Genomic DNA, 18292 nt, shown 5'->3' with positions numbered 1-18292 from the left:
GGTGAAGCTGTTTATGTTGTTGATGTGAGTAAAGCAACTAAGGCATCTGAAACTTTCTGAGTTAATGTTTTTAATTTTTGTTCAGGGTGGCCAGATAAAAAATAGTGGTAATCATAAATACGCTCTTGATAAGAAATGCAAATGAAAAAAGTACCTACAGGTTTTTGTGCGGTTTCACTTCCTCCAGATTTTAATAGACCAGTACAACTTACAATAAGGTCCGCTTGTTGAAATAACTGTTGACCCAGTTTGCACATTTCCTCAGTAACTTGTGGTGACTCTGCTGTGTAGGTTTCTATTAACTTTGGGTCGATATTTAAAATACTAACTTTAATGCTAGGGTCATAACTCACTAAACCACCAAGTAAAATGTCTGCACCGCTATTTTTATGAATGGAAAATTGGCTAGTTAAATAACCCGAACTGGCACTTTCAATAAAGGCAATTTTGAGTTGACGAGTTTCTAATATTTGGCAGCAGTGCTGAAGCATTATTTCACCTCGAATGGTGTTTATTTATAAATAAAATCAATTTACAGATAAATTATAAAATCACAGTAAGTGATTTAAGGATGTGGTTCAAGTCTGAGATAACAATCTATAAAACTACTGGAATATTCACAAAATGCTCGTGAAAAAATTCAGGTTTTAAAATGATCAATGTTAATTGTCGGGAAGTTTGTTTATAACATTGCGACATGCGTAAAAAATTGTTAATTTTGTTCGATATAACGAACAATAACAATTTTAGGATGAATGAAATGAACAATAAACAAGGGTATATGCTGGGAATTTTGAGCGGTATATCTGTATTATTATCAAATACATGGGCAGCTCAACCAATGTCAGAAAGTGCACTTGCAACCCAAACAGGAGCGATAACCACGTCTTTACCCGTCATTATTGCGAAAGCTCAGGACGATGCCAAAAAACCTGCGATAGAACAACAACAAGTACGTCAGGCATTAGGAGATAACTATTTACAGCAAGTTCGATGGGATGCGCTTAGAACTAGTGTACTTTCGCCTTATCAAGAACAAAAACAAAATCATGTTGTTGATAGTAAAGAAAAGAAGAGGTTAGAAATGATTGCGCTACCGGAAAGAGCAGACCGATTTACTAAATATGATTTTGAGTCAAAAAATGTTCATGGCGAGGTTATTATTACCGTGAAGTAATAATAACCTCTAATTTCATTAATATTGATCTAGAGCAGGGTGCTGAATTTTCCACGCACGGTGGATTTTTTGATTACGTTTAAAATCAAGGCCAATTGTTTCAGAAGTGATTTCTTCAACCTGAAAAATAGCTTCAATTTCTTCGTCCATCTCAAAACCACGATAGTTATTCGAGAAGTAGAGCGTACCTTCACTGTGCAAACGGTTCATTGCACGTTTAATTAGTGAGATATGGTCACGTTGTACATCGAATGTCCCATAGAACTTTTTAGAGTTTGAGAATGTTGGTGGATCAATAAAAATAAGGTCGTATTGTTCATGACCTTCTTTTAACCACTCAAAACAGTCACTGGCAAAGAACATGTGTTGTTCATCTGCATGATCTACAGTTAAACCATTTAAAACGAAGTTTTCTTTTGACCAGTTTAAGTAAGTGTTAGATAAATCTACACTTGTCGTACTTGCAGCACCGCCAAGTGCAGCATGTAAGCTTGCAGTAGACGTATAACTATATAAGTTCAAGAAGTGTTTACCACGTGCTTCTTGAGCAATACGTAAACGCATTTGACGGTGGTCAAGGAATAAACCTGTATCTAGGTAATCAGTCAGGTTAACCAAAATTTTAGCTTTACCTTCTTGCACGATAAAACGTTTTGAAGCTGTACTTTGTTTCGTATATTGAGTTGTACCAGTTTGGCGTGCACGTGTCTTAATAAAGATGGCATCGCGGTTTAAACCAGTAACAGCACGAATTGCAGCAAGCGCTAAATTGAAACGTTTTTTAGCTTTTTCTGGATCGATTGTTTTTGGTGGAGCGTATTCCTGAACGTGTAAACGGTCACCATATAAGTCAACAGCGACATTAAAGTCAGGTAAGTCGGCATCATATAAACGTAAGCAATAAATATTTTCTTTAGTTGCCCATTTTTTCAAGGCTGTCATATTTTTTTGCAAACGGTTAGCGAAGTCTTGTGCTTCTTCCATTTCAATAGGTTGGGCTTGCCAATTTGCTAAAAATGGTTGACTTACTTTTTCTGGTTTGATTACACCGAAACGAATATAAATTGGCAACTTACCATTCATTAAACGTAAAGTTTCAGGTGCTTCAAATGCTAAAACATCGGATTGTTCAATTTGAGCTGCAATAATTGCCGCATATTGATTTGGGAAATGTTTTTGTAAAAGCGCTGATAAACCTAGATATAGAGAACGGTTAGAAGCTTTTTCACCTAAACGTTCACCATAAGGTGGGTTAGTCACAATAAATGCAGTTTTACCTTCAGCAGCAAAATCTGGCCAGTCAGCTAAAGTACGCTCTTCAATCTGAATCTGACCTAATAAATTTTCAAAGCCTGCCGCAATAATATTTTCACGGGTTGCTTTAATTGCTTCCCAGTCTGCATCGTAGGCATAAAATTTAGGTAGAGGTAATTCAAGTGCCTTTTCGTGACGCTCTGCTGCTTCTGCTTTAAGTGAAAGCCAAAGTTCGCGGTCATGACCATGCCAGCCATTAAATCCAAAACGGCGAACAAGTCCTGGTGCACGGTCAGTTAAAATCATCAATGCTTCAATGATAAATGTGCCTGAACCACACATTGGGTCAAGCACAATCTCTGGATTACGCTGTTTGAGCTGAGCTTTTTGTAAAATTGCCGCAGCAAGGTTTTCTTTAATTGGTGCATCCGTCATAAAACGGCGGTAACCACGTTTATGGAGCGAGTCACCTGATAAATCTAGACAGTAGGTATGTTCAGTTTTACCTGCCAAAGCATAGATCGTAATTTCTGGTTGTTTTGTGTCAATGCTAGGGCGACGACCTACAGCTTCCATAAAGGAATCAACAACGCCATCTTTTACACGCAGTGTAGCAAATTGCGAATTGACCATGATTTCACGTTCTGCATGTAAGCGGATTGCGAAAGTACTTTGTGGTGCAAAAATAAGTGACCAATCAAAGCTCATCGCGCCTTCATAGAGCTCTTCTGCTACATCACGTGCATCATGCGTAAATTCAAGTTCATAAGTATGAATAGGAAGTAAAACACGAGAAGCGAGACGAGACCACATACAGATGCGGTAAGCTTGTTCAAGCGTCCCTTCAATGATTAAACGTCCTGCTTTACGTTCTGTCACTTTGGTGCCAAGTTGTTCTATTTCTTCTTGTAAGAGGGGTTCTAAACCATCAGCACAAGTAATCCAATAGTGGTTTAAACGTAAAGAGGTATTCATAAACTCGATTGACCAAAACATATAAATATTAACGATGCAAAGTTTAACGTATTTTGATGTCTAAAGGTTTTTAAATTATTGCAACCTATCATTTAGCAACCAATAAACTGATTTTTAATGAGTAATACCTTGAAATTGGTATGTATTTTGCTAGACCAATACTATCGATGGTTATTTATTTAACAGACATAGTCGGTTTTTAACCATTTTTATAATTTTAATGGATGGGGACGTTATAAATGAAAGACATGATCGGGAATGGTTTTATCACTAATGCAGATGCTTTCTCTGTGGCTACACAAATATATGTACGTATGCGTAGGGTGACTGGGCGGGTAATAGATGCAATGTACGTGATTCAAAATAAAGATTATGCAAAATATGTAATTACGGTAGCGTTAGAAACAGAGGATGACGAATTGAAACGATGCGTTGAGCGATTAAGATCGTTGGTTGACGCAATACCGGAGTCTTCTCAAAAAGAAAAACTTGCTGATGTTAAAGTCGATGAAGATTCAGAAATCACCGCCGAAGACATTTATCGGGCACAAGTTCCACACCATTATATAGGTGCATTGAGATAGTCCAGATCACGGTCCTAAATTTTCTGGTCAATTTAGGGCCTTATTCTGTAAAGTTCTTCTGCGAAAAGAGCGGAATTCAGCTACACTATGCACGTTTTCGCGATTCGACCCATAGGAATCCATTATGCATATTGCAGCGTTGCATCAACCGAGCCAGGTTCAGCTCAATCAAGACGGAAATTTAAAACATTTTTTAACGATTGAGGGACTTTCAAAAGAAAACCTCACTAAGATTTTAGATACCGCACAAAGCTTTTTAGATGATAATAATAATTTAATTAACCGTCCGCTCTTAGAGGGATTGACGGTTATGAATCTTTTCTTTGAAAATTCCACCCGTACTCGCACTACTTTTGAAGCAGCAGCAAAACGCTTGTCTGCAAATGTATTGAATATTGATATTGCACGTTCAAGTACATCAAAAGGTGAAACGCTACGAGATACGCTTTGGAACCTTGAAGCAATGGCTGCCGATATTTTTGTTGTCCGCCATTCATCTTCGGGTGCTGCACATTTCATTGCTAAAGATGTGTGTCCAAAGGTCGCAATTATTAATGCTGGAGATGGACGTCATGCCCATCCAACGCAAGCGATGCTCGATATGCTTACCATTCGCCGTGAAACAAAGAAACCGTTTGAAGAGTTGAGCGTTGCCATTATTGGTGACATTAAACATTCTCGTGTAGCACGGTCAGATGTTGCAGCATTACAAACACTAGGATGTAAGGATATTCGTGTGATTGCACCGAATACATTATTACCAGTGGGCTTTTCCGAATATGGCGAACATGTCCGTTTGTTTAACAACATGGATGCAGGGATCGCAGATTGTGATGTGATTATTGCTCTACGTATTCAAAATGAGCGTATTGACTCTCCAGCATTATCTTCACAGTCTGAATTTTACAGAATGTATGGCCTAAACAAAGAACGTCTTGGTTTAGCGAAACCTGATTGTATCGTTATGCATCCGGGGCCAATGAATCGTGGTGTAGAAATTGATTCAAGTGTGGCGGATGGAGACCAGTCGGTTATTCTGAAACAAGTAACCAACGGTATTGCAGTTCGTATGGCTGTGTTGGCGTTGTCAATGCAAGGCCAACTCCAAGAACAAGGCTTAATTGAAGCGATTACGTTGTAAGGAATGGATCACATGAGTATTGTAAAAATTGAAAATGTACGTGTGTTAGACCCAATCCAGAAAACAGACAACGTACAAACTGTATATATTCAAAATGGCAAGCTGGTTGCTCCAGTAGAGCAAGTTGAACAAACCATTGATGGTCAAGGCAAATGGTTAATGCCAACCATGGTTGATTTGTGCGCGCGTTTACGTGAGCCTGGTCAACAGCAACATGGGACACTTAAATCTGAAGGGAAGGCGGCACGTGCTAATGGTATTTTGCATGTGATTACTCCGCCAGATTCAAAACCGATTGTACAAGACAACGGCGCGCTTATTCATGGCTTGATTGAAAAGGCATGGCTTGATGGCGGCATTCACATGCATATTATCGGTGCTCAAACCCAAGGTCTAAATGGTAAACAACCTGCAAATATGGCCGGTCTTAAAAAGGGTGGTTGTACTGCTGTTTCAAATGCCAACGCCGCTTTTGAAAATGATGATGTGGTTATTCGTACTTTGGAATATGCAGCGGGTCTTGGCTTAACGGTTGTGTTCTATGCTGAAGAACCACAGATTGCTAAAGATGGATGTACACACGAAGGCTTTATTGCTTCTCGCCAAGGTCTGCCGATGATTCCGGCACTTGCTGAAACTGTAGCGATTGCAAAATATTTGCTTATGATTGAAGCAACTGGCGTAAAAGCTCACTTTGGTTTGTTGTCTTGTGGTGCATCGGTTGAGCTAATTCGTGCTGCAAAAGCAAAAGGCTTGCCTGTGACTGCCGATGTTGCAATGCACCAGTTACATTTAACTGAACACTTAACAGACGGTTTCAATTCACTTGCACACGTTCGCCCACCTTTGCGTTCTGAACAAGATAAAGAACTTTTACGTCAAGGATTAAAAGAAAGCGTAATTGATGCAATTTGTACGCACCATGAGCCTTTAAGCAGTTCGGCAAAAATGGCGCCATTTGCTGAAACTCAGCCGGGCATTACAGCTTTTGATACCTATGTCTCTTTAGGGATTCAACTCATTAATGAAGGTTTATTTGAACCTCTGGAATGGGTTGCTAAAGTAACCAGCGTGCCAGCGCAGGTTGCGAATATGACCGCGCGTTGGGAAAATGAAGCAGGATGGGTATTGGTAGATCCTGCTTTTAACTGGACAGTAAGTAAAGACACAATTTTATCGCAAGGGAAAAATACCCCATTACTGGGTCAAAACCTAACGGGTAAAGTGCTGCAAACTTTTGCTAACTGATAAAGTACTTAGTTAAAGTAAATTTAAAATATAAACAGGTAGATCAATAAGATCTACCTGTTTTGTAAATACTAGATGGAAAATTGTATATAAATTATATAAAAAACAATAAAAGATTCTAGGCAGATTAGAATAAAAAACTATCAGCAAAGAAGAACTATTTGAATAATCAAAAGTTGCTGGTTACGACGTATAAATTCGGGAGAATAACCAATGTCGATAAACCCTATAGAATTGCTTAAAGAAAAAGTATCTTCAATATTATTAGATGAACAGGATGGATACCTAGGCGAAAAATCGAATGCTTTATCTAAGTTTTATCCAATTTTACTTTCATTATTAGCTGCTAAACCTGATCTTATCGGACAATTGAAAAATAGTCTGGCTCCATCATTATCCGATCTTTTTTCTCATAATGATCAAATCAAGAATACCGTGCTTACTCATTTAAGCGGTACAGCACCAAATAATGAAATTGAAAGCACACTCAACAGTGCAATTAAACCGAGTCTTACTGCAATTTCAGATGTTGCTGGAAATGACCAGCAAAGTATTGTGAATTACTTGCGCCAGCATGCAGATACTATTCGTTCATATTTACCTGCATGGGCAGTGGGTCTATTAGCGCCTTTAGGTGTTGGTGCAGGCTTATCTTCGGTTCCACACTCAACTTCAACAGCTCCACCATTAGCTGCAGCCAGCGAAAAAACGGGTAAGTCTCGTGGGTTCTTGCCCATTATTGCTCTAATTATTCTGGGTCTTATCATTGCGTGGTTATGGCGTTCTTGCCAACATAAAGAAGCTGTACCAGCACCAGAACCGTCGGCTGCAAGTGGTGTTGAAGCCGCTGCTGCACCAGCTAGTTTAACTTTAAGCACAGATGATAAAGGAGCAGTGAGTCAGTGTCAGGCTGGGATTGGCGACCAAGGCTTCTTAGCAACTCTACAAACAAACGTTAAAAAGGTTTTTTCGACAACTCAAGATTGTAATGTGGATACAAGCCAAACTTATGCGGCTTCATTTACAGACAAAGATGCACTTGCTGGTGTGCTTGGTGCATTAAAAGGCGTGCCAAATGCATCTTTAGAGTGGGTGGGTGATAAAATTACTTTGAAAGCGGGGGATGCGGCAGCATTAGAAGCTTTAACTGCAAAAGTAAAAGCATTGGTGCCACATACTGAGGTTGTAGCCGCAGCACCAGTAACAGCTGAACAATCTGTGAGCAATAGCTTGAGTGCTTCACAAACTGCTCTAACAGCAATTGACCCGAACAATGTCGATGTAAATGCTTTGGTGAAAGCCCTTAACTTGCAAATTATTAATTTTGCGAGTGGTTCAAGTGAAATCCCTGCGGATAACAAAGCTATTCTTGATCAAGCTGTAACACTTTTAAATAAAGTGTCTGGAGTGAAATTAAATGTTGGCGGCCATACAGACTCAACTGGTAATGCAGCTTCAAATAAAGCTTTGTCTCAACGCCGTGCTCAAGCCGTAGTAGATTATTTAACATCTAAAGGTGTAGATGCTTCTAAATTAGTTGCACAAGGTCATGGTTCTGATCAACCAGTTGCTGAAAATACAACTGATGAAGGACGTTTCAAAAACCGTCGCATCGAGTTTTCAGTAGCTCAATAATGAAATAATTTATGAAAAATTATTGATTTTATTCATTTTGATTTGAAAAAAGCTTCTCATTTTGAGAAGCTTTTTTATAGAGATAAATATTGTTGGGTTAATATGAAAATCAGTTTGATAGGAAGTGGACGAGTTGCCTTTCATTTGGCACAGGCTTTATTGGCTCAAGGTCATAACATCGTACAAGTCTATGCACGTGATTTTGATAAAACCCAAAAATTTGCAGAGAAAATTCAAGCAAAAGCATGTCAGTCTTTACAGCAATTTCAATCGACCGAGCTCATCATTCTAGCGGTTTCAGATAGTGCAATTGCAGAGCTTGTAAAACAGGTTCATGAATTATTTCCTGAAACTCTTATGGTTCACACCTCGGGTAGCACTAATATTGAAGTCATCAGTCATGTGCATGAGAAAGCAGGGGTGTTTTACCCATTACAAACATTTAGCCTTGAAAGAGATGTTAACTGGACTGCAACGCCGTTGTTTGTTGAAGCGTTAGCAGATGTCGACCAGAAACTACTTTCTGATTTAGCAAATAGCCTAAGTAATCGAGTATATCAATATACCTCAAAACAACGTTTAACTTTACACTTAGCGGCTGTATTCGCTTGTAATTTTAGTAATTACTGTTTTGATATGGCAAAGCAGGTTGTAGATAAAGAGCAGGTGGACTTTAGCTTGCTTTATCCATTAATTGTGGAAACAGCAAAAAAAGCCACTGAAAATGAACCAAAACAAATGCAGACAGGACCTGCAATGCGAGGAGACCAAAATATCTTGGCCATGCATCAAGACTTATTAGCTCAAGCAAATCGAGATGATTTAAAACAGGTGTATCAACTTTTAAGTGATGGCATCTTAAAACGCCATCACTCGGCTTAAAGCTTATTTAAAAATTAAGGTTCGCCGTTATTTCCCCATTTTAAAAAGCCCGCACGTTGATTTAGAAGTTCAAAATATTGGTCGACGTGCTTAAGCGTTGGATGGTCAAAAGGAGTGGCCTTCCAGCGTTGTACAGACAGACCAATTGGAATATCAGCTAAGCTAAATTGTGAACCTGCAACATAGCCTTGAGTTTTTGCAAGTTGTTGATCGAGAATCTGCATATGACGATTCCAGTTATCAATACCTTGTTGTAATAAGTTTGGGTCTTGATGATCTGGTGAATTTCTCAGCAGAGACATAATGGTATAAGTCCAACTGTTATTCAATTCGATCGCTTGCCAATCAAGCCACTGGTCTACAAAAAATCTTTCTTTCGCTTGAGTAGGGTAAAGCAGGTGCTCTTTATCGTAGGCATTTGCTAGATAACGGATAATACTGTTGGACTGCCAAAGTACTAAATCGCCATCTAAAACAACAGGAATTTGCCCATTTGGGTTTAATTCTAAAAATTCAGGAGATTGGGCAGAACGAACGCCTCTTCCCCAATCTTCTCTTTCATATTCAAGATTTAATTCTTCACAGAGCCATAAGACTTTACGAACATTGATTGAGTTATCGCGCCCTAAAATTTTTAACATGTTGTTTTCTGACTTTTCGTGAGATTAAGTAAATTGAATGTAATACAAATTCTTTAGTTATTTAAGATTTAATAATAAAAAAGATCAGAGAAATATAATGGCTATAGATGCTTAATTTTTTCATATTATCTATTCTGTTAAGATGGAAAATGTACAGACAGTTTTGTATAGTTGGTATTAAAATAATGTATTGAAAATTAAAATATAAATTCTGAATGTATCTTAATTTTACGGTTATTGATCAAGAGAAGATCATTGGGGATGGCGTAATTCAAGTAGGTTGGTTTCTGGTAGATGATAAATCTGCATTACTTTATGAACCACCTTATCGAATGCGTTCAAAATCTGAAACCAAGCATGCCAAGTCAGCGAGTCGTTGTCCTGCGGTATTACAACTTGAAAGTCGCTACTTCGTAGTGAATTGTCCTTTTGATTTTCATTTAAGGTTTGCGCGAGATGCAAATGGAAAACCGACATTAGTTAATGTATTAGGCGACCAGTCACCTGTTCGAGCCAATAAATTACGTGAGTTGCTAACGTTGGTAAATGAAAATGAATGGCGTAGACCCCAAGTGCCAATTCTCCAACTTAAATTACCCTATTGTTTTATAGCTGATGAGGTTGTGTATTTAACTCAACTCGATGCGTTTGGACATTACCGTAAAAATCCCTTACCTGGAACTATTTTTGGTGGGCGTTTCCCAATTCATATTTGGCCTAGACCATTAATGTGGGCTTTTGAATGGCACGACACATCAAAGGATTTAATATTAAAACGTGGTGACCCTTTATTTTACTGCCAGTTTGACGGTTTTGACCCATCACGAACTGTTAAGTTAATTCAAGCAGAAAAAACACCTGAGCTTATGCATTATATTGAGCAAATATCAGGTGTTGTAAATTATATGAATCAGACATTTAGTTTGTTTGATGAAGTAGAGAAAATAAGGCCAAAAAAAATATTATGTGCAAGATAGGTTTAGAATTTTTTTGAAATTTTATTTTTTTATTGGATTTTAAAACAATAAAATAAAGATATTTTTTTAATTTCGATGTGTGTTTTGTTGATTGGGTTTGGTGGTGGTTAAAATTTTTATATTTACGGGGATTTAATTGCAATTAACTTTGTTGAAATGAAAGGCATGTATTTATTTAAAAAGTTGAAATTATTTTTTTTGTTTTAATTGGAGCGAATAAAATTATTTTAATTTTTAAGTAATATTGTCTTGATTGTATCATGTTTTTTAATATGATTTATGGTTGTTAATAAGTCTAGAGGTTGGTAAATGTCATGTTTGAAGAGAGTCGCATTAATTGCGAGCTTTTTATTTTTAGGGGGATGTATGAATAAAGAAAAAGCTAATATACCTCAAGAGGGGGATATTGTTATATGGAAACAAAATAATCATTTAATTGTTAAAGCAAAATTAGGAGAGCGTAGAATACATATTCCTGATCAATTTGATTCAGAGTTTTATCGCCCAGAAAGAGAGCATTATTTAGGTCAGTTTCCAATAAGTTATATACCTGAAAAATTTTCTTCAATCACTCAAAAAGAGATAGATAGTTTACCAATGCCTGATTCAAATCGGCAATTGCAATTTAATCTAGTTTTGAGAAACTCAAGTTTTCAGGCTACAGATGGGTATGTACCGGATCATAAAGATCAAGTGCGAGTTAAGATTGAAGGCCTAACTATAGATATGCGAGAGCAAAAATTTGATACTCATAAAATAATGCTAAATAATTTTAATTCTAAATATGTAAATCTTAAATCAAAATTTAAAAAAAATGGTTTGGATTGTTATAAAAGAAATATATCTGATAACGCTTTTCTTTGTTATGGATATTCAGAAAATAAGAATGTTACTGGGGTACTTTTAGAAGTTTTTACTTTGGAAAACACTGTTGATAATCGGTTTGTTCAAATTCGTGGAAATAGTTATGAACCTAATAAATATGGGGGGGTATGGGTTAAATGGGAAACAAATTTAAATAATTGGGAAGAATGGCAAGAGATTGATAATGCAATTTGGCGTTTATTAGATGTCTGGAACGTGGCTCCTTTAGAAGTTAAGTCAAAAAATACTAGAAAATGAATATGTTAATAATTAATTTAAATTATTAATATATATGTAATTTAAAAATATATTGAGATATATGATTTACGCTAATTTAAAAGGGCATTAAATAATAATATTTAATGCCCTCATTTTTCCGCTATCTGGTAGTCAAATTTTACTTAATCTTTTTAAAGATAAAGTCATTAATCTTATGACCTGACTCAATACCACGACGTTCGAACTTAGTGATTGGGCGCCAGTCTGGACGTGGGTAGTTGTTGCCTTTACCTGCCAAGTTCTCAAGGTCTGGACGGTTGTCTAATACATCTAACATCCATTCAGCATACGGTTCCCAATCTGTTGCAGCGTGGAACGTACCACCAAGCTCAAGCTTTTGTTCAACCAATGGCATACGCTCATGGGCAACAAAACGACGTTTGAAATGACGTTTCTTTTGCCAAGGGTCTGGGAAGTAAAGTTGTACGCAATTAATGCTGTTGTCTGGCATTTCACGTAAAACCTGAATTGCATCTGCATCAAGTACACGTAAGTTTTTAACTTCTGCTATACCTGCTTCATACAAGCATTGAGCAATACCAGGTACATGCACTTCAATACCCACATAGTTACGTTCAGGATTTGCTTTTGCCATAAGTACTAACGAACGACCCATACCAAAACCGATTTCAACAGTTAATGGACGCTCTGGGTGTTCGAAGTGTTGACGTAAGTCGCCAACAGGATATTCCAAAATTAAATCGCGATGTTGTTCTAATGCCGTGCGTTGAGACGTATTAAGTGGTGCTGAACGACGCATAAACGTCACAATTTCACGGTGTTCAGGCAAATTGTCTAAGTCTGCAATTTGCGTTTCTAACTGATCGATCGACATAACCTTGGCAATATTGAAATTCAAATGCGGTATTTTAAGTCTTCATGGGATCAAGTCAAATGTTTCGGTGTTTTTCTTCATGTAGATGTCATGATCAATATTTACTCTAAGAGACTAATTAAAACTCATATGAACACTTTTACTCATGAAAACTTTTCAATTAAGAACACTTTCGGTCTTTTTAAGTGCATTAGGTGCATTTTCATATAGCTCAGTTGCTCAAGCGCAGCTCATGTTTAGTCAATATGTTGACGGCAGTAGCAATAAAAAAGGCTTGGAAATTTATAATCCAGATGGCGCTACAGTTAATTTAGCTGATTATGAGATTCAACAATTTAATAATGGTGGAACAGCAAAGACAGTGGCTTTTCGTTTACAAGGTACACTCGCGAGTAAGCAGAAGTTTTTAGTGGGCCGTTCAGAGTTGCAAACTGAGCTTGGAAGTAAAGTTAATCAGGTCGCTGCACTATCTTTTAATGGTGATGATGCAGTCGTACTTGTTTACAAAGGTACACCTGTAGACCGTTTTGGCCGTATTGGTGAACGCCCAGCAGCGGGATGGGGAACGGCAGTTTCAAGCTTAGGAAATAGTTTTAAGCGTATTGAAACAGAAAACCCAGCTTTAAGTGTTGATGCAACCGCAGCATTTGACTTGGACCATTCATGGTCGGCTTGGACAAACCGAAATGACTTTTCAAATTTATCGGGCTCTACAACTCAGCCTCCTGTTGAAACAGTAAGTTGTTCAAGCTCAGATACAGCCATTGCTGACTTGGCGGCAGCAACTCAAGACCAGACTTATACTGTGCGTGGTGTGATTACAGCTGACTATCGTTATGCCAATGGATTCTCTGGTTTTTATGTTCAGACACCAGATACGAAAGCACGTGCAAATGTCAGTAATGCTATTTTTGTTTATATTCCAAATAGTAGTGCAGTAAAAGGTGGGCAAGTTGGCGATGAAGTTATTTTGCGTGGCCGATTAACGTCTTATCAAAATCAGCTACAGATCGATCAATTACAACAAGATATTCAAACCTGTAATAGCAATATGGCAAATCAGGTTCAGCCGATTAGCCTCGAACTTCCATTTGCTAGTTTAACGGGTGGCTCAATTAATTCACCGCAGCGTTATCAAGGTATGTTGGTCAAATTACCTCAGACTTTAACTGTGAGCGAGAATTACAATTATGGTCGCTATGGTGAACTCTCGCTAAGTTTAGGCCGCTTATATATTCCAACCAATTTATATCCAGCATTATCTCCAGAAGCTAAGGCTCTAGCTCAGAAAAACTTATTATCGAAAATTATTTTTGATGATGGTTATAACAATCAAAACCGTACGCCATGGTTACCAAGCAATTTTAGTGCTGCCAATACGCTACGTTCGGGTTATCAACTTAAAAATGCTGAAGGTATTTTAGAATATCGTTTTAATGGTTGGCGTGTGCAACCTGTGCTTGGGCGTAATCAGCCTGAGGTTCTTACTCAACCAAACCTGCGTCAAAGTGTCCTTACCAAAAATGCCAATCACATTCGTGTAGCTTCATTTAATGTTTTGAACTATGACAATGGCGCAACAGGTTTTCCAACAGAGCGTGGTGCGACAACGCAAGCTGAGTTTGATAAACAGCATCGTAAAATTGTGAGCGCACTCAAAGCGATTGACGCCGATGTATACGGTTTGATGGAAATTGCTAACAATGGTTATGGCCCAGACAGTGCTATTGCCCATTTGACCAAAGCTTTAGGTAGCGATTGGAAATATGTCGTTCCTGAAAATCTAGACCGTTTAGGTGGTGATGCGATTGCTGTGGCTATTATTTATAACAGTAAGCGTGTTAAGCCTTTAAATAAGCCTGTTGTGCTTGATTTGGGTGATAAGAACCGAACAACACTGGCGCAAAGTTTCCAAGCGGTTCGTGGTAATAAAACGTTTACCGTTATTCCAAATCATCTTAAATCAAAAAGCTGTAGTGGGGTGGATGCTAGCTCTACTGACGCCGATCAGAAAGATGGTCAAGGTTGCTGGAATCCAACTCGGGTGAAAGCAGTTGATCAAATTGTGCAGTGGTTAGCGAAAAATCCAACTCAAGTGCCTAAGCAAAATGCTTTACTTGTCGGGGATATGAACAGTTACGCAAAAGAAGAACCTATTTTGTCATTTGAAAAAGCGAATTATAAAGTTTTACTTAATGACGCTAAGGTCGGTCAGGGTACTCAGGCATATAGCTATGTGTATGGTGTTGCGAGTGATGCCAATGGTAATGGTGGAGCAGGTAACTTAGACCATGCAATTGCTGATGCAGCTTTATATCCAAAAGTGGTTAGAACCTTTGCATGGCATATCAATGCAGATGAGCCAACGGTTCTAGATTACAACGAAGAATATAAAACGGATGAGCAAAAGGCATTGTTCTATGGTGAAGATGCTTATCGCTCTTCGGACCATGACCCTGTAATTGTAGATCTAGATTTAAATGGAAAAGACTCAAGCCATCCGGATGATGATAAGAAAAATGGGATCTTTGATTTCTTATCTGAATTAATGAACTGGCTTAGCCAGCTTTTTAAGCGTAATTAACGGAAAAATTGCGTGACGCAAATGTGTTTTATCATATTTTAAACAATCGTCACGCAAGACAACTTGCAAGGAATGACTTTTTCAAGAATATTAGATGGTGTAAGTATTTTATAAGTTTACGCTTTTTTACAATTAAAGAATTGTGCAAACCTTGCAGGTTTTCTAGAAGCAATTTAAAACGTTAATATGAGATAACAAGGATCAGATATGAAATTATATTATTCGCCAGGCGCATGTTCTTTAGCTGCACATATTATTTTAAATGAAATTAATGTTGATTTTGACTTAGAACGGGTAAATTTAAAAACTCATAAAACAGAAAAAGGCGCAGATTATTACGAGATTAATCCAAAAGGATATGTACCAGCTTTAGAAATTAACCCGGGTTTAATGTTAACTGAAAACGTGGCGATTTTACCGTTTCTTGCTCAGCATGATCCTAAGCAGGATTTAATTCCACCATCTGGGATGGGCCGTGCGAAAGTATTAGAGTGGTTGGGGTATTTGAACTCTGAATTACATGATGCTTATGCAGTTTTCTTTGGAGCACCGTTAACGACTGATGAAAAAACTAAAGCTTATGCAGAAATTGATCGCCTTTTAAAATATATCGATAACTATTTGGCTGAGTCTGATTATGATTATTTAGTAAATGATAATTTCGGCCCAGCAGATGCTTATCTATTTGTTTTAACAAATTGGTCAAACTCAATTGAGCATGACTTAACACCATATAAACATATTATTGCACTACGTAATAAAGTAGCAGAGCGTCAATCTGTACAAATTGCGATGCGTGATGAAGGTCTAATTTCATAATTGGTTTTCAGACATTAAAAAAGCCCCTGTATTAACAGGGGCTTTTTTAATTCTAGAGATTAGTGTTGAGCATCTTTTTTTACTTCAGCAGCGGTATTTTCAACAGCTTGAGCTGTATCAGCAGTTGCTTTACGAGCAGTCGCTTCAGTTTTTGCAGCAGCTTCAGCGGTAGCATCAGCAGCATGATCAGTTGCAGCGTCGATTTTTGCAGTTGCATTATCAGTTGCAGTAGCAATATCGCTTGCAGCTTTGTCACCAGCAGATTTGATATCAGCAGTTGCTTGTTGAGCAGCATTTTCTAAGTGTTCACCCGTTGTCGCGCCTGTTTCTGGAGCTTTATCTTTATTACATCCAACAAGAGCAACGGTCGCAGCAAGACCTAAAGCAACAAGTAATTTATTCATTGTGTTTTTCCTTTTAATTTATGGCATCCAAAATTATGGATGTCTAAAATATAAACATAAACTAACTGATTAATAAAGATCGAAAATTGTTAAAGAGTTGTAACTCCAATATTAAAAAAGCCTAGCATTTTGTAATGCTAGGCTTGGGTTAAATCGTACTGGTTTGACTGGGTTTTACTGTCCAGAACGGATGATGTAATCAAATGCAGAGAGTGATGCTTTAGCGCCTTCACCTGTTGCAATAATGATTTGTTTGTACGGAACCGTAGTACAGTCACCCGCAGCAAACACACCTTTCACATTGGTTTCGTTGCGATCATTTACAATGATCTCGCCACGGTTGGTTAACTCAAGCTCACTGTCTTTCAAGAAGTCAGTGTTTGGCAATAAACCAATCTGTACAAAGATCCCTGCAAGCTCAATCACATGCTCTTCATCAGTGGCACGGTCTTTATATTTAAGACCTGTCACTTGTGATCCATCGCCTAACACTTCTGTGCTTAAGGCATTCATAATTACAGTGGTGTTTGGCAAGCTATGCAATTTGTTTTGCAAGACTTGGTCAGCACGTAGTTTTGTATCGAACTCAACCAAAGTCACATGCTCAACAATCCCTGCAAGGTCAATTGCAGCTTCAACGCCTGAGTTACCACCACCAATCACGGCAACACGTTTGCCTTTGAACAAAGGGCCATCACAGTGTGGGCAGTACGCGACACCACGAGTACGGTATTCTTGCTCACCCGGTACATTCATTTCTCTCCAACGTGCACCTGTTGAAAGGATCACTGTTTTCGATTCAAGCTTTGCACCATTTTCGAGTTCAACTTCAACCAGACCATTTGCAGTTTGATCTGCACCAACGATTTTGCTCACACGTTGCAAATTCATGATATCAACATCATATTCACGAACATGTGCTTCCATTTCGGCAGCAAACTTAGGACCTTGAGTTTTTTGTACAGACGTGAAGTTTTCAATGTCCATGGTATCCATGACCTGACCACCGAAGCGTTCAGCCACAATACCTGTGTTAATGCCTTTACGTGCCGCATAGATTGCAGCAGTTGCACCCGCAGGTCCACCACCAATCACTAACACATCAAACGCATCTTTGGCATTAAGCGCTGCTGCATCTTTTTCAGCAGAGTTGGTGTCGAGTTTCGCCACGATCTCTTCAAGGGTCATACGACCTTGACCAATGTGTTCATTGTCTTGGAACACCATTGGAACCGCCATGATTTTGCGTTGTTCTACTTCATCTTGGAAGAATGAACCATCAATCATGGTTGCAGTTGTGTTCGGGTTATAAATTGCAATCAGGTTAAGCGCCTGTACCACGTCCGGACAGTTATGACAGCTTAGTGATACAAACACATCAAAATCAGCTTTAAGGTTTAAACCTTTAATCTGGTTGAGCACTTCATCAGACACTTTAGGAGCATAGCCAGACACTTGTAACAGTGCCAAGATCAAAGATGTAAACTCATGGCCCATCGGTAAGCCAGCAAAGAACACACGAGGTTGTTCACCTGCTTTAGCCACACCAAAGCTTGGACGACGTGTATTGTTGCCATCAAAACGGGCAGTGACCTTGTCAGAAAGTTCAGCAATTTCGGTAACCAGCTCTTTAATTTGAGCAGCTTTATCTGATTCATCCAAAGCAGCAACTAATTCGATTGGACTTTCTAAACGTTCTAAGTAAGCTTTTAATTGAGTTTTAATGTTTTGATCTAACATCTGTTTTTACTCCAATGCATCCAAATTCTTTCAATAGATGCATAGTACGTCAAAACATAAAATAGGTAAAACAGTATGTTTTTATATATTTGATCGGTTTTTTGAATGTTGTGTGGTACTCATAAACAATATCAATAATTTAAAGCGGTAATTTGTCTTTAAGTGTCCTTTATTACTCTTTTTTATCTTTTAAAGTGAAAGTATTTAAAAATTTATATATGTTATATGGCTGTAAAGATTTTATGTCATAACA

At 38.0% G+C, this 18292-nt stretch carries 16 protein-coding genes; 10 read left to right on the top strand and 6 right to left on the bottom strand.

The features are described 5' to 3' along the window. Nucleotides 1-11: 11 nt before the first annotated feature. On the bottom strand, nucleotides 12-491 hold the full coding sequence (locus HL290_RS08680; protein ID WP_198496209.1) for a CinA family protein: 480 nt from the start codon (nucleotides 489-491) through the stop codon (nucleotides 12-14). Between the two features lie 269 nt (nucleotides 492-760). Here HL290_RS08680 and HL290_RS08675 point away from each other — a divergent pair, with 269 nt between their 5' ends. Next, complete coding sequence (locus HL290_RS08675; RefSeq protein WP_151744468.1) at nucleotides 761-1177, top strand: hypothetical protein; 417 nt, start codon at nucleotides 761-763, stop codon at nucleotides 1175-1177. 18 nt (nucleotides 1178-1195) lie between these two features. On the opposite strand, the gene rlmKL is transcribed toward HL290_RS08675, so the two are convergent. After that, nucleotides 1196-3406, bottom strand: coding sequence for a bifunctional 23S rRNA (guanine(2069)-N(7))-methyltransferase RlmK/23S rRNA (guanine(2445)-N(2))-methyltransferase RlmL (gene rlmKL / locus HL290_RS08670; protein ID WP_198496208.1), 2211 nt, complete (start codon nucleotides 3404-3406; stop codon nucleotides 1196-1198). A gap of 239 nt (nucleotides 3407-3645) precedes the next feature. On the opposite strand from rlmKL, the gene HL290_RS08665 reads away from it, so the two are divergent. The 5 genes from HL290_RS08665 (at nucleotide 3646) to HL290_RS08645 (ending at nucleotide 8896) form a co-directional block, all read left to right on the top strand. Then, nucleotides 3646-3990, top strand: a complete 345-nt coding sequence (locus HL290_RS08665; protein WP_045434235.1) for a hypothetical protein — start codon at nucleotides 3646-3648, stop codon at nucleotides 3988-3990. Nucleotides 3991-4114: 124 nt separating this feature from the next. Beyond that, nucleotides 4115-5131 (top strand): aspartate carbamoyltransferase catalytic subunit, encoded by a 1017-nt coding sequence (locus tag HL290_RS08660; protein WP_003652674.1) that lies wholly within the window; start codon nucleotides 4115-4117, stop codon nucleotides 5129-5131. A gap of 12 nt (nucleotides 5132-5143) precedes the next feature. Beyond that, entirely contained in the window at nucleotides 5144-6379 is a 1236-nt protein-coding gene (locus HL290_RS08655; RefSeq protein ID WP_198496207.1) for a dihydroorotase, read from the top strand. Nucleotides 6380-6592: 213 nt separating this feature from the next. Then, entirely contained in the window at nucleotides 6593-8014 is a 1422-nt protein-coding gene (locus HL290_RS08650; RefSeq protein WP_198496206.1) for an OmpA family protein, read from the top strand. Nucleotides 8015-8116: 102 nt separating this feature from the next. Further along, complete coding sequence (locus HL290_RS08645; RefSeq protein WP_198496205.1) at nucleotides 8117-8896, top strand: Rossmann-like and DUF2520 domain-containing protein; 780 nt, start codon at nucleotides 8117-8119, stop codon at nucleotides 8894-8896. Nucleotides 8897-8910: 14 nt separating this feature from the next. Here the strand turns inward: HL290_RS08645 and HL290_RS08640 are convergent, their stop codons facing one another. Beyond that, the gene (locus tag HL290_RS08640; protein ID WP_198496204.1) at nucleotides 8911-9537 is read right to left on the bottom strand and encodes a glutathione S-transferase family protein; all 627 of its coding nucleotides are present in this window, start codon (nucleotides 9535-9537) and stop codon (nucleotides 8911-8913) included. Between the two features lie 215 nt (nucleotides 9538-9752). Between HL290_RS08640 and HL290_RS08635 the strand changes: the two genes are divergently transcribed. Together HL290_RS08635 and HL290_RS08630 are read left to right on the top strand one after the other, a co-directional pair. Further along, entirely contained in the window at nucleotides 9753-10514 is a 762-nt protein-coding gene (locus tag HL290_RS08635) for a hypothetical protein (protein WP_198496203.1), read from the top strand. 366 nt (nucleotides 10515-10880) lie between these two features. Further along, nucleotides 10881-11636: a hypothetical protein gene (locus tag HL290_RS08630; protein WP_198496202.1), complete on the top strand. Its 756-nt coding sequence runs from the start codon at nucleotides 10881-10883 to the stop codon at nucleotides 11634-11636. 139 nt (nucleotides 11637-11775) lie between these two features. Here the strand turns inward: HL290_RS08630 and trmB are convergent, their stop codons facing one another. Then, nucleotides 11776-12492: a tRNA (guanosine(46)-N7)-methyltransferase TrmB gene (trmB, locus tag HL290_RS08625; protein ID WP_198496201.1), complete on the bottom strand. Its 717-nt coding sequence runs from the start codon at nucleotides 12490-12492 to the stop codon at nucleotides 11776-11778. A 145-nt stretch (nucleotides 12493-12637) separates the two neighbouring features. Between trmB and HL290_RS08620 the strand changes: the two genes are divergently transcribed. Together HL290_RS08620 and HL290_RS08615 are read left to right on the top strand one after the other, a co-directional pair. Then, nucleotides 12638-15076 (top strand): ExeM/NucH family extracellular endonuclease, encoded by a 2439-nt coding sequence (locus HL290_RS08620; protein ID WP_198496200.1) that lies wholly within the window; start codon nucleotides 12638-12640, stop codon nucleotides 15074-15076. Nucleotides 15077-15283: 207 nt separating this feature from the next. Then, on the top strand, nucleotides 15284-15895 hold the full coding sequence (locus tag HL290_RS08615) for a glutathione binding-like protein (protein ID WP_003652661.1): 612 nt from the start codon (nucleotides 15284-15286) through the stop codon (nucleotides 15893-15895). A gap of 59 nt (nucleotides 15896-15954) precedes the next feature. Here HL290_RS08615 and HL290_RS08610 read toward each other — a convergent pair whose 3' ends face one another. Together HL290_RS08610 and ahpF are read right to left on the bottom strand one after the other, a co-directional pair. After that, entirely contained in the window at nucleotides 15955-16299 is a 345-nt protein-coding gene (locus HL290_RS08610; protein WP_005041903.1) for a hypothetical protein, read from the bottom strand. Between the two features lie 174 nt (nucleotides 16300-16473). Then, nucleotides 16474-18039 carry an alkyl hydroperoxide reductase subunit F gene (gene ahpF / locus HL290_RS08605; protein WP_198496199.1) on the bottom strand — a complete coding sequence of 522 codons (1566 nt, stop codon included), beginning with the start codon at nucleotides 18037-18039 and terminating at the stop codon, nucleotides 16474-16476. Between the last annotated feature and the right edge of the window lie 253 nt (nucleotides 18040-18292).

This window comes from Acinetobacter sp. AC1-2 (genome assembly GCF_016124155.1).
Classification (GTDB): domain Bacteria; phylum Pseudomonadota; class Gammaproteobacteria; order Pseudomonadales; family Moraxellaceae; genus Acinetobacter; species Acinetobacter calcoaceticus.
Note: the sequence above shows the minus strand (reverse complement) of the source record. Positions and strands in the feature narration are given on the sequence as shown.

Excerpts from the sequence above, each read along its gene's own strand:
- HL290_RS08630 (WP_198496202.1), top strand. The coding sequence starts at position 10,881 with ATGAATAAAGAAAAAGCTAATATACCTCAAGAGGGGGATATTGTTATA.
- ahpF (WP_198496199.1), bottom strand. The coding sequence starts at position 18,039 with ATGTTAGATCAAAACATTAAAACTCAATTAAAAGCTTACTTAGAACGT.
- HL290_RS08635 (WP_198496203.1), top strand. The coding sequence starts at position 9,753 with ATGTATCTTAATTTTACGGTTATTGATCAAGAGAAGATCATTGGGGAT.
- HL290_RS08610 (WP_005041903.1), bottom strand. The coding sequence starts at position 16,299 with ATGAATAAATTACTTGTTGCTTTAGGTCTTGCTGCGACCGTTGCTCTT.
- HL290_RS08680 (WP_198496209.1), bottom strand. The coding sequence starts at position 491 with ATGCTTCAGCACTGCTGCCAAATATTAGAAACTCGTCAACTCAAAATT.
- HL290_RS08620 (WP_198496200.1), top strand. The coding sequence starts at position 12,638 with ATGAAAACTTTTCAATTAAGAACACTTTCGGTCTTTTTAAGTGCATTA.
- HL290_RS08675 (WP_151744468.1), top strand. The coding sequence starts at position 761 with ATGAACAATAAACAAGGGTATATGCTGGGAATTTTGAGCGGTATATCT.
- HL290_RS08650 (WP_198496206.1), top strand. The coding sequence starts at position 6,593 with ATGTCGATAAACCCTATAGAATTGCTTAAAGAAAAAGTATCTTCAATA.
- HL290_RS08615 (WP_003652661.1), top strand. The coding sequence starts at position 15,284 with ATGAAATTATATTATTCGCCAGGCGCATGTTCTTTAGCTGCACATATT.
- HL290_RS08640 (WP_198496204.1), bottom strand. The coding sequence starts at position 9,537 with ATGTTAAAAATTTTAGGGCGCGATAACTCAATCAATGTTCGTAAAGTC.
- HL290_RS08645 (WP_198496205.1), top strand. The coding sequence starts at position 8,117 with ATGAAAATCAGTTTGATAGGAAGTGGACGAGTTGCCTTTCATTTGGCA.
- trmB (WP_198496201.1), bottom strand. The coding sequence starts at position 12,492 with ATGTCGATCGATCAGTTAGAAACGCAAATTGCAGACTTAGACAATTTG.
- rlmKL (WP_198496208.1), bottom strand. The coding sequence starts at position 3,406 with ATGAATACCTCTTTACGTTTAAACCACTATTGGATTACTTGTGCTGAT.
- HL290_RS08660 (WP_003652674.1), top strand. The coding sequence starts at position 4,115 with ATGCATATTGCAGCGTTGCATCAACCGAGCCAGGTTCAGCTCAATCAA.
- HL290_RS08655 (WP_198496207.1), top strand. The coding sequence starts at position 5,144 with ATGAGTATTGTAAAAATTGAAAATGTACGTGTGTTAGACCCAATCCAG.
- HL290_RS08665 (WP_045434235.1), top strand. The coding sequence starts at position 3,646 with ATGAAAGACATGATCGGGAATGGTTTTATCACTAATGCAGATGCTTTC.